General features: G+C 45.6%; 10 protein-coding genes. 3 read left to right on the top strand and 7 right to left on the bottom strand.

Annotated elements, in window-relative coordinates; genetic code table 11:
* Window positions 1-32 precede the first annotated feature (32 nt).
* Genes C3B73_RS08955 through C3B73_RS08945 form a run of 3 tightly spaced genes read left to right on the top strand, consistent with a single transcriptional unit; the run spans window position 33 to window position 2,769 of the window.
* Entirely contained in the window at window positions 33-1,274 is a 1,242-nt protein-coding gene (locus C3B73_RS08955; RefSeq protein WP_157939460.1) for a nitrous oxide reductase family maturation protein NosD, read from the top strand.
* Complete coding sequence (locus C3B73_RS08950) at window positions 1,271-1,981, top strand: ABC transporter ATP-binding protein (RefSeq protein WP_103665258.1); 711 nt, start codon at window positions 1,271-1,273, stop codon at window positions 1,979-1,981. The genes C3B73_RS08955 and C3B73_RS08950 overlap by 4 nt, the downstream gene beginning before the upstream one ends.
* Window positions 1,978-2,769 (top strand): ABC-2 transporter permease, encoded by a 792-nt coding sequence (locus tag C3B73_RS08945; protein WP_103665257.1) that lies wholly within the window; start codon window positions 1,978-1,980, stop codon window positions 2,767-2,769. The genes C3B73_RS08950 and C3B73_RS08945 overlap by 4 nt, the downstream gene beginning before the upstream one ends.
* A 433-nt stretch (window positions 2,770-3,202) precedes the next feature.
* On the opposite strand, the gene C3B73_RS08940 is transcribed toward C3B73_RS08945, so the two are convergent.
* The 7 genes from C3B73_RS08940 to C3B73_RS08910 form a co-directional block, all read right to left on the bottom strand.
* A complete protein-coding gene (locus C3B73_RS08940; RefSeq protein WP_103665256.1) occupies window positions 3,203-5,422 on the bottom strand; it encodes a TonB-dependent receptor in 2,220 nt (739 codons plus the stop codon).
* A gap of 78 nt (window positions 5,423-5,500) precedes the next feature.
* Entirely contained in the window at window positions 5,501-6,307 is an 807-nt protein-coding gene (locus tag C3B73_RS08935; RefSeq protein ID WP_103665255.1) for a FixH family protein, read from the bottom strand.
* A 103-nt stretch (window positions 6,308-6,410) separates the two neighbouring features.
* Window positions 6,411-6,854: a hypothetical protein gene (locus tag C3B73_RS08930; protein WP_103665254.1), complete on the bottom strand. Its 444-nt coding sequence runs from the start codon at window positions 6,852-6,854 to the stop codon at window positions 6,411-6,413.
* A 135-nt stretch (window positions 6,855-6,989) separates the two neighbouring features.
* Window positions 6,990-7,433: a cytochrome c gene (locus C3B73_RS08925; RefSeq protein ID WP_103665253.1), complete on the bottom strand. Its 444-nt coding sequence runs from the start codon at window positions 7,431-7,433 to the stop codon at window positions 6,990-6,992.
* 22 nt (window positions 7,434-7,455) lie between these two features.
* Window positions 7,456-7,854 (bottom strand): hypothetical protein, encoded by a 399-nt coding sequence (locus C3B73_RS08920; protein WP_198597322.1) that lies wholly within the window; start codon window positions 7,852-7,854, stop codon window positions 7,456-7,458.
* Window positions 7,844-9,193, bottom strand: coding sequence for a TolC family protein (locus C3B73_RS08915; RefSeq protein ID WP_103665252.1), 1,350 nt, complete (start codon window positions 9,191-9,193; stop codon window positions 7,844-7,846). Before C3B73_RS08915 ends, C3B73_RS08920 begins: the two co-directional genes overlap by 11 nt.
* A complete protein-coding gene (locus C3B73_RS08910) occupies window positions 9,190-12,357 on the bottom strand; it encodes an efflux RND transporter permease subunit (RefSeq protein ID WP_103665251.1) in 3,168 nt (1,055 codons plus the stop codon). The genes C3B73_RS08915 and C3B73_RS08910 overlap by 4 nt, the downstream gene beginning before the upstream one ends.
* Window positions 12,358-12,361: the final 4 nt, after the last annotated feature.

Raw genomic sequence — 12,361 nt, 5'->3', positions numbered from 1 at the left:
CATTCAGTTTTAAAATAAATGGAGGTCAAAAATTGAAAGGTTTTAATCACATAGCCCTGGCAGGAGTATTCCTGCTCATCGGTTCCGTGGCTTCAGCGCAAACGATAACGGTGTCTCCAAATGGTGAGGTAAAAACCATTGCTGAAGGTCTGGAATTAGTACAACCAAATGACACGCTTATCATCAGGCAGGGGACCTATCTTGAACACAATCTGATGGTTGATAAACCGGTTACGATCATTGGAGAAGGTCGCCCGGTACTGGATGGCGAAAAGAAAGGTTTTATCCTGGTCATAACCGCTGATGATGTAACCGTGAAAGGCCTGGAGGTTCGGAATACCAGTACCAGTTTTATGGAGGATTATGCCGGTATTCTCATAGAAGAAACCCGGAACACAGTCATTGAAGACAACCGACTCATCGATAACTTCTTTGGGATCTATCTGGCTGAAACTGATAAAGCAGTGATACGAAATAATTACCTTTCTGCCTCGGGAGAACGGGAGACCTCCTCCGGGAATGGTATTCACCTGTGGTACAGCAAAGACACAAAAATTGAAGACAACTATGTGCGGGGGCATCGCGATGGCCTGTATTTTGAATTCGTGGATGGCGCCCACATCACCAATAATCTGAGCGAAGAAAATATCCGTTACGGTATTCACTTCATGTATTCTGACAATTGCAGTTATGTGGAAAATACCTTCAGGGATAATGGAGGAGGGGTAGCGGTGATGTACACATCGAATGTTGAGATCATCGGAAATCGGTTTGAGGATAACTGGGGATCTTCTGCCTACGGTATGCTACTGAAGGAGATCAATCGCAGCCGCATTGAGAACAATCATTTTGAGAATAATTCGGTAGGCCTGTATATAGAAGCCACCAGCCGAAATGAAGTGAAAGGAAATACTTTTCGCCAAAACGGATGGGCGATAAAGCTGATGGCGAATTCCACAGACAACATGTTCAGTGAGAATAACTTCATTGCCAATTCTTTTGAAGTTTCAACCAACAGCCGCCGTAATTTTAATGAGTTTACAGGGAATTACTGGAGTCAGTATGAAGGCTACGACCTGGACCGGGATGGTGTTGGAGATGTGCCGCATCATCCGGTACGGCTGTTCACCATATTGGTTGAAAAGCAGCCGCAGTCCTTACTGCTACTCAGAAGTCTGCTCATCGATATCCTCGATGCCGCAGAAAAAGTAATGCCGGCGCTAACCCCGGAAACCCTCATTGACATCAAACCACAAATGGATCAGATACCATGATTGAATTAAAAGGATTAAAAAAGAACTTTGGTCGGTTAACCGTACTGGATGACCTTGATCTGGAAATTCCTTCAGGTCAGGCAACAGGCATTGTGGGTCCAAACGGTTCAGGAAAAACAACAACGATCAAAAGTATTCTGGGGCTGGTCAAGCCAACAGATGGGGAGATCCGGATCGACGGCGAGCTGGTAAATAACCGATGGGAGTACCGGGAGAAGATCGGGTATATGCCACAGGTTGCCCGCTATCCGGAAAACATGACTGTTGAAGAACTGTTTCGGTTTATAAAAAATATCAGGGGAGATCAGCCTTCCAATGAGGAGGAACTGATCAAGCACTTTGGGCTGGAATCGGAGCTCAAAAAACGCATGCGAACGCTTTCCGGCGGTAACCGGCAGAAAGTTGGGGCGGTGTTATCCATGATGTTCAACCCGGATATCCTCATCTTTGATGAGCCAACAGCAGGACTTGATCCGCGCTCAAGCGTTCAGTTCAAGAAAAAAGTAAGAGAACTGAAAGATCAGGGAAAGACCATCATGCTGACCACGCATATCATGAGTGAGATCGAGGAGCTGGCCGATCACCTGATCTTTATAGTGGAAGGTAAGATCAAATATCACGGACCAATGGATGAATTACTGAATGAACATAAAGAGCAGCGCTTAGAAGGAGCCGTTGCCAAAATGATGGAGGAAGAAGCCGCATGAAAGCTCTAACTATTTTAAACTACCAATGGAAAGACCTGATCCGTGGAAAATGGATCTTTGGATATGCTCTGATCTATTTATTGATCACGGATGCACTTATTCGATTTGGTGGAGCCGGTCCTAAGGCCTTGCTCAGTATTTCCAATGTGATGCTGCTATTGATCCCTCTCGTGGGGATGATCTATGGGGCTTTATACCTCTATCAATCCCGTGAATTCACTGAACTGCTTTTAGCTCAGCCACTGAACCGAAAAACCCTCTTTTGGGGATTATATGGTGGTTTAGCGGTACCTCTATCAGCTGCATTCATTCTGGGTACCTTATTACCGATGCTGTATAACGGCATGTTCTTTGGTGAACAGATCGCCTCAATTCTTTTGCTGTTGGGTTTAGGATTGATCTTGACGCTGTTGTTTACCGGGATCGGATTCTGGCTGGGGCTTGCTTTCTTCGAGGATCGTATCAAAGGACTGGGTTTTGCCCTGGTTGGATGGTTGTTTTTGGCGGTTCTGTATGACGGACTGGTACTGCTGACCATCTTTGTATTGGGCGATTATCCCATCGAAAAACCGATGCTGGCATTGACCATGCTGAACCCGATCGATCTGGCTCGTATCACGGTGTTGTTAGAGTTTGATATCTCTGCCTTGATGGGTTACACCGGCGCAGTATTCAACCGATTTTTCGGGAGCTTTTACGGGATGATCACCGCTGTAACAAGTATGCTTATCTGGCTGGCCCTTCCGCTTTACGGGGCAACCAAAAGATTTCGAAAGATGGATTTTTGATAGCCATTTTATGAGATCCGTTTAGAAGATCCATCTGACGGACCTGCCGTCTGATGGATGAACCAGAATAAGTCAAAACCTCAAAAGTTTTCTGTTACAACGGGGTTCTTTAGCAATTCTTAAACAGAATTAAAGAGCGGTATCGAGCTGATCATTAAACCGCAGAGGGCGCAGAGGATTTGCTGAGTTCGCAGGGTTTAATAGATTGGTGGTGTAACTACGGCAACTTTGCGGGATCCGACGTTAGACTTCCTGCTTTCATAGTAGCTCGAACGCTGCGAGGTCTTGGGGACGCTCGCAGGTTCTTTTAGTGTCTTAAATCATGCAAGCAATTGATTGGATCTTTATAGCTCCATCCTCCAAAATAAAAACCCCTCTCCGCTTTTACGCGAAGAGAGGTTTCCTCTTAACCAACCAACCATCGATCAACTCGTTAGAATTGATAACTTAGGGATATCATTAAATTTCGTCCGGCTTCGGGGATATTCCCGATGCTGGTGTGGGTGTGATAGTAGTGATCCAGTATGTTGTTCAGGCTGACGATGCTTGTCAGGTCACCGTCCATCCATCTGCGTTCAAATGTAAGATTGAATATTCCGTATGCACCGGTTTGGTCTTCAATAGAAGAGATTTCTGCAATTCTGTTTTGTTCCGCAGCCCATTCAAGATCAGCCATGAACATATTCCGGCCCCGGTGAAAGTGTAAAGTGGTATTTCCTTTCAGGGGTGGCATGAGGGGTAACGGCTCATCGAGTGTTTGATTGTGGGCATAGAGATAGGAAAGCCTGTTTTCCAGGGTGATCATCATCCCCAGATCGTTAAAGCTTCGAAATTCTCCACCTGTGATGACCGCATCGCCCACATTGGCATATTGCTTGAAACGGAAATCATTACTGCCCGAATCGGTTCCTAACACGCCATCGATATAATTGAAATACTGTTTGTGAAAGAGGGTGAAAGAAAGGGAATGTCCGGTAGTTTCCCAGGTAGCGTTTATGTCTGTATTGATACTGCGTTCGGTTTTCAGCCAGGGATTACCGTCATAGAAAAAGCCATCGGTGTAGTTGTAGATGTAATGTCCGAATAATTCCATGTGGTTCCCCATGCGCTCTGAGTAAACCAGGCTTCCGGAAAGGCTCCAGTTATTGTTCATCATCCAGAGTACACTGCCTGAACCTGAGAGCAGGAATTTAGCACGTGTACCGGGCGCTTCTCCGTAAAGTCCCTGAAAGAAGGAGGCATGAGATTCACTGTCCGTTCTGAGTGTCTTATATCGGATGCTCTCTTCGATCTTCATCAATACGTTGTCCGACAGTTGAATACGGTGTCTGAAACCCAGGCTCGCGTTGTTGGTCTTAACCTCATCCAGATTGTAAATGAGCATATCCTGAATAGATGGATCAAGACTTTCCATGAGCATGTCCCCGAAAGCGTCAGACATATAGGCGTCCATGAACCAATCAAATTGATGGTCGAAAAGGGTGGCCGCTCCATTCAATTTGGCACCATAGGTGGTGGTGGTACCATACATGGGCATATACATGCCTCTCATGACCTGTCGGTTTGCCACATCCCGGCCATAATCATCCATCCAGTGCCGGACACCGTTGGCATATACCTGCGCAGTGTTGAATTGAAAATCATTATTGGATGGAGCAAAATTGAAGCGGATCTGCCCGATGTCTGCCAAAGCTTTTGTGGCATCCATAAGCAAGGCAGGGTAGCCGATGTCATAGGCTTTATCCATGATGTAACCGGCCTCCAGAGAATGCTGGGAAGGGAATGTATGGCGGTAGTTGACGTTCAGGTTTAATTTTTCGTACTGCGTGTTCTGTATGGTTCGATCGTTTCCGGCACGAAAATCATCGGCTTTTTTATAGCTTCCTGAAAAACGCACGGCATTACGTCCGGATGCATCAGAAGTGTTGCCACTTAAGCTGACCGTTCTGTACTGATCAGGGGCACGATATGAAGTGCTAAAATTAAAAGAGGTGGGGGCACTTTCTGCTTTTTGTGTGACCAGATTTACCGTACTGACACCGGTACCGTTTTGTGCCACACCACTTCCGCTTTTATCGATCTGAAGCTTTGAGAGGTTATTGGTTTCCACATAAGAGGTGATGGGATCCATTTTATCAACACAGGCTTTGAAAACCTGCATTCCGTCGATCACCAGGTTCATACGCTGATCACTTTGTCCCCGTACGGCCGGCTCCCATCCAAATGCACCACGTTTGGTGGTAGAAACCCCATCGATGTTATCGAGGAACTGATCCATGCCCTGATCGGCGGTTCGGTTATGGTAGGCGTGTACGTTTTGCTCGCCTTCTTCATTGGCAAGCACCAGTAATTCGGTCTGATCACGGAATACTTCAGGGTTTAGGTAGATAACCTCCATTCCGCGCTGAAGGTGAATATTTTTTGGGGCATACCCAACGGCTGTGATCGTGAGGTGTGAGTATTTACTCAGATCGACAGTGAACATACCGTTGACATCAGTTACCGTGATCACGGAATTAGGACCGTCTTTTATATGAGCCTGAACAATGGGTTCTTTGGTTGTCATATCCGCCACTTTCACGGATATCTGTTGAGCCATCAACGCTTCCGCTCCGGTGAACAACAAGCCAATTATTAGGATTAAATGTTTCATGACCTCAGGATATTTTTTTGAAAATAAGTAGCTGCCAGCCTTTTAGTTTTGCCGGCAGCCTATCTAATTAAACAGATGTTATTTGGCTATAACTGAATACTCGAAGACCATTTCCGGAAGCGTATCATTTTCTACAACAAGCTCAACCGTGGTTGTCCACAGGCCACTCATGCTGTAGTTGATGTCGCCTTCATAAAAACCATTACCTGTAGCCACAGGGGGTGTAAATGGTGTTGAATGTCCGGTTCCACCACCCATGCCCATGTATGGATAAACGATCATTTCAGCATCCGATACAGCCGGAAAGTTCATCATGGTTTCGCGGGTATGTACCAAAAAGGTCAGGTCGTTATTCCCACTCATTGGGCGTTGCGGTTCAAACCAGGTAACGAAGTATTTTTTACCGTTGCCATCTTGCGTATTCATGATCTTCCAGGAGGAATTAACGTTAATGGGCATTTCTCCTGAAATGTCTGAACCGGATTGGGTTGTGAATTGAAAGTTGATTGTCCAGCTCCCCATATCTCCACTTGGCATGATAAACACCGCGAGGTTGCTTAGGTATGAATCATCGATCGCATCCGTTTCGGGCTGATCGAAAGGCGTGGAGTGAGACATGGTTGCCATGTCCATGATCGGGGAAATGGTAAAACTTTGAGGTGTGATGGTATCATCGCCTTGCTTGATCTTCCAGAAAAGCTGATTGGCTCCGATCTCAAGTTCATTTGTAGCTTCCAGAGATACCGTATAGCCATCCACTGTGACTGAATTTATGGGGATCAGATCCAGTTCTGGATCGTTATTGTCAGAAGAATCACAGGAAACGGCAAAGACCAATAGGGCTGTTACGGCCATTAATCGACCTAACATAGATTGAATATTCATGATATAGAACGTTTAGTTTAATTGGGTAATTAAAAGAATAGGATGAGTTGCTCTGATCGGATCAGAACATCGGTTCACCTATGTAAATAAGAGGGAATCTAAACTAAACGCGGGGAGGCCGAAGCAGGTCTTTATACACCCCATTCAAAGCTTGTTCAGCAGGCTGGATGTAATCGATCTCTCGTTCTTTGGGGTAAGCTTGAACGATATCCGTTGCACAGGTGGCATTTACTTTTGACGAAAAGATCAATGCCTGAGTAGTGTCTGTGTTATTGTTATGAGGCAGATCATAGAAACAATATTCACCGTGAGTGTCTTCACCATGATGATCATCGGTTGTAGCCGGAGCATTGTGATGACAGGTACACATGGTTTCGCCTTCATCGATCTCGCAACTGCAGAAGGTGATCTCACAATAAGTGCCACTTTCTTGTGAATGGCTATGATCTAAGATGAGTCCGAAGCCTAACCAACCCACAATATTCCATAGCAGCACCAACAGGGTGGCGTAGCCGGTAAGCTTGTGATATGTACTATTCAGACTCATGACTCTTTAAATTACATCATCAATATGAAGAAATATTGAACCTAAAGATAATTGAATTATTCCAATTCCCGAGGTCTTGTTACAACAATTAATATAATTGGATTGGGCTTGTAGCGGTATGAACCGGAAACCGGATTAGTTTACAGACCGGGCCCGGATGATCTCATTTCTGAAACTTGCATGGCAGCTGACACATCCCTGCTGTATGATCTGATACTTATCCAGTACGCTTTCCATATTGCGTTCGGCGGCAGCTACCTTTAGAGAATCGGCAGTATCATGAACTAACTTATCGTACTGCCCAAATGCCGGCATACGTTCTCCCAGGGTTTTCTTGACCAAAGCTCTGGTTTCATCCGATAATGGTGGGTGTTCGTTGATGGCCGCAGCTCCCTGTTCAATCAGCTTAAAATTCTCGGTATAGATGCCTTCATTGATGATCTGCATATCAGCATAAATAAGCCGCATGATGGTTTGAAGATCCAGTGACTCATCTTGTTTTGGTTCATCAAAGGTCAAACCGGTGAGTATTGATCCTGAAATTAAAAGCAGTGTAAGTACAGTGATTCGATTCTTCATAATTTTAGGTTGAGTGAAAAGTTTATTTTTTAGGATTCTTTACGGTCATTTTCAGGCTCATGAATAGCAATAGCCAGACTACGGTTCTGAAAGTCATGGCACCAAGACTATCTGTGGCAACACCTGAACCTATCAGGTAAACGACGGAAATCGTGATCAGCACGATTAGGTTTATCAGAAAAACTACGAAAGCTGCCATTTTACCTTTGTGGCTGTATCCCCAAATAAGATATCCTGCTATCAAATAACAAATTCCCATGATGTGGTTGAAGATCAGGAGCGGCATAAAGACCACATACCCGGGGTCCGCTCCCAGATATAGAATGCGGGAACTTGCGACCAGAGTTAGTACTCCAAAGGTCGCTGCTATGATTGAGGCTATTTTCTGGATCATACCATCCATTTCAGGTTTACTTGTCAAAGATCAATTTACCGCTTAAATAAAGCAGGGTAGTTTCGGTAAGTTTGATCTTATACTGAGTTTCAGAGATCTTTAATCGGGCATTATGCAGAGATAACTGAGCACTCCTTAATTCCACACCGGTTATCAAACCTCTTTGGAATGAATCTTTGGCCCGTTCGTAATTTCTTTCATAGGTCCTGAGATTATCCATTTCAACAGACAGTTGTTGTTTATGGAATTGATATTGCTCCCAGGTATTATCGAAGGTGGTCTGAAGCTGAAGTTTCGTCTGATCGGACAGGATCTGTGCCTGCCTGATATCCGCTTTTGCATTTTGAACAGCCGTTTTGGTTCGTCCTCCGCTAAAAATGGGAATGCTTAAGGTTAAGCCACCGGTAACCCCAAGTTGTTCCTGCGTTTCAAACTGCCCTTCTGTGGCCGTTTGGTAAGCATATCCGTATTGAGCGTTTGCTTTAAGTGTTGGATACAAATTGCCCTTTGTAAGGCTCTCTTCAAGTTCAGCCTGTTTTATTCTCTCCTCTCGCACACTTAAAAGGGTATTGTTCTGTTCAAGTGAGAGGGATAGTTCTTCGTAGTTGGTTTCAAACGTGGTGGATAGATCTTCTTCCAAAGGGTTTTGAGAGGAATCATTCCAGCCGATCTCTGCATGAAGGTCCCTGTATGCCGTACGGAAGTTCAGCTGCAATTCCCGGAATTCCGTACTGTCTGTTTTCAGATCTACCAAAGCCTGCAGGTACTGCTGCTCGTTGACCTGTCCAAATTCTTTTCTGTTCTCTACGATCCTGAACCGGTCAGAACTTTGTTCTAAAGCTTCTGATTTTAACTTGATGGCTTTTTGTAGTGAGGCAAGCTGAATGTATTTTTGAGTCACATTTAACACAGTCTGTTCCATCTTAGCCTTATGATCAAGGCCAGAAACCACCTGACCGGTTTTCAGTATTTTGTAGCGATATTGCCCCTTCATACCGTCAAATATGACGAACTCGGTTCCAATCCCCGCCTGCAACTGAGTTGAGTAAACGCCATCGTATTCAATGGAAGTCGGTGGCTGGGAACCTGACTGCGGGTTGAGTAAATTCTGAAAAAAAGTACCGGGTGTCAGTTCAACATCATTGTACGCCCAGTTCATGCTGCTGATGATCCCCAGGGTGGGAAGCTGACCTGCATTTCCACGAGTGGCTAAATTTGCGGCTTTTTCAGCTTCGATCTCACTGATCAAAACATTGTGATTATGCAATAAAGCGGCATCAAGGGCTTCGTTTAAAGTGAAAACCTCCTGTGCTTGTGTAAGCTGTGTGATCAGAGAGATCAGGGTAAGAAATAAGACACGTTTCATAGTTTAGTGCGTTTTTGATGTTCCATAAGCTGAACAGCGGGTTCAATGGTTTCCTGTGTGGCCTCTTTATTGCCGGTCAACTTCAGCAGTTTAAGTTTGAGCTCATTCCAGATCACCAGAAAGGCCGGGGCAAGGGTCAGAGAAATGAACAGCCCAAAGATCAATCCATAGGCGATGGCAATGGCCGGGGGACGTAAGAATGCAGAAGCTAATCCCCCAACAAATATCATAGGAACGAGCCCGGCTACTGTACTTAAACTGGTCAACAGAATGGGCCTGAACCGGGATCTGACGGCATCTTTCAGGGCATCCTCAAAACTCATTTCAGCCGTGAGATTATCATTAAAGGCCGTAATGAGGACAAGCAGGTTATTGATCAATATCCCTATCAAAGCGATCATACCGATCAAAGAAAAGATGTTCATGGTTGCCCCGTGAATCAGGTGTCCAATAACCACCCCAACAAAGGCAAAGGGCAGTGAAAGAAGCACTAAGAAGGTCTGACTAAACGACTGAAAGTTGATAATGATCAGTGCCAGCATGAATACCAAAATAAAGGGAGCCACGGTTTTCATGGCTTCGGTTACCCGGGCTGATTCCCGGTTCTGTCCTTCGATCGAAAACGTGATATCAGGGAAATCTTCGCTTAAACTTGAAATAATGTTCGTTTCAATGTCAGCCAGAATGGCCGGGGCTGAGAGGGAAGGATCCGCCAGGTCTGCATCCACCCGGATGGTACGGTTACCATTTATGCGACTGATCTGCATCAGCTCATCGGTAGGATAAATGGTAGCTACTTCGTTCAGAGGATAGGCACCGGCAGGAGTGCGGATCTTCATGGTTTTAAGAGCTTCAAAATTTGATTGTTCTTCATTGGGGAACCGAAGCCAAACCCTGACATCATCACTGCCACGCTGCAGGTTCTGAACCTCCATGCCAAAAAAGGCCGTTCTGACCTGCATCATCAGATCTTGTAAGGTCAGCCCAAGTTGCTCTCCAGCTTTGGTCAGTTCCAGATGTAGTTCAGGATTCCCACGCTGATCGGTATCGGCCACATCAAGCAGGTCATCCCGCTGCTTAAGCATTGATTTAAGTTTGTCTGATGCTTCCTGAATGTGAGCCAGACTTTGTCCGGAAACGGAAATATCGACCGGCAACCCACCAAAACGATGTTCAGCGGTAGATCCCATATAACGAATGTATTTGGCTTCAGGGATCACTCCCACTTCGTCACGGAACATATTGTTGACCTGATAAGCCGGGATTCCCCGTTCTTCCCCGCCAAGCATAACGACCCGAAGCATACCCTGATGCGAGTTTGGTCCCAGTACCAATTCAATATTTTGAATCACCTCTTTGCCGTCTGTGCGCTCGGAACTAAGGCGATCACCTACAGCAAGAATGCCTTTTTCGATCTGTTCCAGCTTTTCTTTTACTTCGGCTTCGGGAGTTCCCGGTTCAAGTTCCATGGTTACGAGTTGGATGTCATCATCCAGGTAAGGAAAAAAGGTTACAGGCAGTATACCGGTTCTCAACAACAGGATCGATCCAACCATCAGTAAAACAAAAGCTCCTACGTTCAGCCATTTAAAGCGGTGAGATATGATATCGGTGAATGGCATGAACCATTTATCCCTGAAAGTCATGAGGCTCTGTGTGAAAAAGATCTCAAACCGGGTTTGGGTATTGTCTTTGGTCAGTACCTTTGAGCGCGTCATTTTTGCCGGCAGAAACAGGAAGGTGATGATCAAAGCTGCCAGCAGGGCACTTGTTACCACAAATGAAACTTCTGAGAAAAAGGCTCCGGGTTTGCCGGGTAAGAAGAAGAAAATACTGAAGGCAACCGCGGTGGTTAACAGTGATATCGTCATGGGAGCGGCCACTTCAGCAGCTCCGTCTCTGGCTGCGAAAATAGGATGTTTGTTGAATTCAGAGTAGTGCCGGTACACGTTTTCAGCCACTACCACTCCGGTATCAACCAGCATCCCAAGCACCAGAATAAACCCAAAGATCGACACCACATTTATGGTGAGGTCGTAACCAAGCAGGGCAAAAATGAAGGATCCCAGCAGGGAAAGCGGAATGGTTAGTGAAACCCAGAACGCAATGCGTTTATCCAGGAAGAGAGTGAGGATCACTAAAACGAGGATCAGTCCGGCCATGCCGTTTTCCCATAACGCGGCGGCTCGTTCGTTCACAAACTCCGATATATCTTCGATGATGACCAGCTCAACCCCGTCGTGCGTTTGGTTGAAGGTTTGCATATAGGCTTTGGCTTCTTCAGCCACTTCAATCAGATTCTCATCATTGGTGGTCACTACTTGAATGACGACCGACTGTTTTCCATTCAGGTACCGTTCATAAGCCCGGTCGTTGAATTGTTCTTTAACAGTGGCAACGTCTTTTAGAAGTACGCGCTGCCCGGCTTTCCCGGATCGTATGGGGATCTCCCCAATTTCGAGTGCAGTACTGGATTTATTCTTTGTCCTGATCTGCCAATTCGCCTCATCAAGGTTTAGTTCTCCACCGGTCATATCAATGTTATGCGCCTTCACGGCAGCCGTGATATGCTGAAAGGTGAGCCCAAATCGATCCATTCGTTGGTCGTCCAGCTCTATCACTATCTCTTCTTCTGAAAAACCGGACAGGATCACATTCGAAAACCCTTTGTTGATCATGAACTCATCCCTGATCTGTTCGGCATAATCTTTTTTCAGCTGATGCGGAATATCACCGGACAAGGCAAGGGTGATGGTAGGATTCAACATTTCCTGCTTAAAAATGACCGGCCGATCCATCTCTGCGGGGAAATCACTGATCTGATTGACGGCATTTTCCACATCGGTCATTACCTCATCGATGTCTGCCCATTCGAAGATCTCAACCGTGATTCTCCCACTATTCTCTTTGGATAGAGAGGTGAACCGATCCATTCCTGATATGCCTCGCAGGTTTTCTTCGATCCTTGAGATAGCCCGTTCCTCAATTTCCTGAGGTGATGCCCCGCGGTAGATGATATTTATGTAAACTTCTTTAGGGTCCTCGGCCGGGTTTAGGGTGTACCTCACCTGACTAAAACTAATGTATCCTACCAGCAGAGTGAGCAGGAGGCCAAGATTGACCATGGCCGGATACCGAACAAAAAAGTTGATAAGTTTTTTCATGATG

Source organism: Gracilimonas amylolytica (assembly GCF_002911695.1).
GTDB classification, from domain to species: Bacteria; Bacteroidota; Rhodothermia; order Balneolales; family Balneolaceae; genus Gracilimonas; species Gracilimonas amylolytica.
The sequence above is the reverse complement of the archived record's forward strand: the minus strand, read 5'-3'. Positions and strand labels throughout refer to the sequence as shown.

Coding starts and splice junctions, on each gene's coding strand:
- C3B73_RS08950 (WP_103665258.1), top strand. CDS start 1,271: ATGATTGAATTAAAAGGATTAAAAAAGAACTTTGGTCGGTTAACCGTA.
- C3B73_RS08945 (WP_103665257.1), top strand. CDS start 1,978: ATGAAAGCTCTAACTATTTTAAACTACCAATGGAAAGACCTGATCCGT.
- C3B73_RS08940 (WP_103665256.1), bottom strand. CDS start 5,422: ATGAAACATTTAATCCTAATAATTGGCTTGTTGTTCACCGGAGCGGAA.
- C3B73_RS08935 (WP_103665255.1), bottom strand. CDS start 6,307: ATGAATATTCAATCTATGTTAGGTCGATTAATGGCCGTAACAGCCCTA.
- C3B73_RS08930 (WP_103665254.1), bottom strand. CDS start 6,854: ATGAGTCTGAATAGTACATATCACAAGCTTACCGGCTACGCCACCCTG.
- C3B73_RS08925 (WP_103665253.1), bottom strand. CDS start 7,433: ATGAAGAATCGAATCACTGTACTTACACTGCTTTTAATTTCAGGATCA.
- C3B73_RS08915 (WP_103665252.1), bottom strand. CDS start 9,193: ATGAAACGTGTCTTATTTCTTACCCTGATCTCTCTGATCACACAGCTT.
- C3B73_RS08910 (WP_103665251.1), bottom strand. CDS start 12,357: ATGAAAAAACTTATCAACTTTTTTGTTCGGTATCCGGCCATGGTCAAT.